Annotated in this window: 1 pseudogene; it reads right to left on the bottom strand. The window is 59.4% G+C overall.

Going from position 1 to position 239, the window contains the following annotated elements:
- Nucleotides 1-239, bottom strand: a pseudogene (locus QP965_RS11490) (HNH endonuclease signature motif containing protein); the annotation flags it as partial.

The following is a 239-nucleotide window of genomic DNA, read 5'->3' as shown; positions in this document are numbered from 1 at the left end:
AGTATCCAGTGCTGGCCTTGGACTTCGGTGACTAGGGGTAGTTGGCGCATGCGGAAGTGGGCGCGCAGGAAGCCTAGCAGCTTGTGGTAGGAGATGCCGAGGTCTTTCGCCAGGCTGGTGAGGCTAAGGTCAACATCGTCGTCTAATTGGGGGAGGATGGCGCGGTAGAGGAACCAGGAGGTTTTGCGTGTGTAGGTGCCGGCTTTGCCGATGTGGTTGCCGGGTGCGTTGGTGGTGTA

Origin of the sequence: Corynebacterium sp. MSK074 (assembly GCF_030229735.1) — a bacterium.
GTDB lineage: Bacteria > Actinomycetota > Actinomycetes > Mycobacteriales > Mycobacteriaceae > Corynebacterium.
Note: the sequence above shows the minus strand (reverse complement) of the source record. Positions and strands in the feature narration are given on the sequence as shown.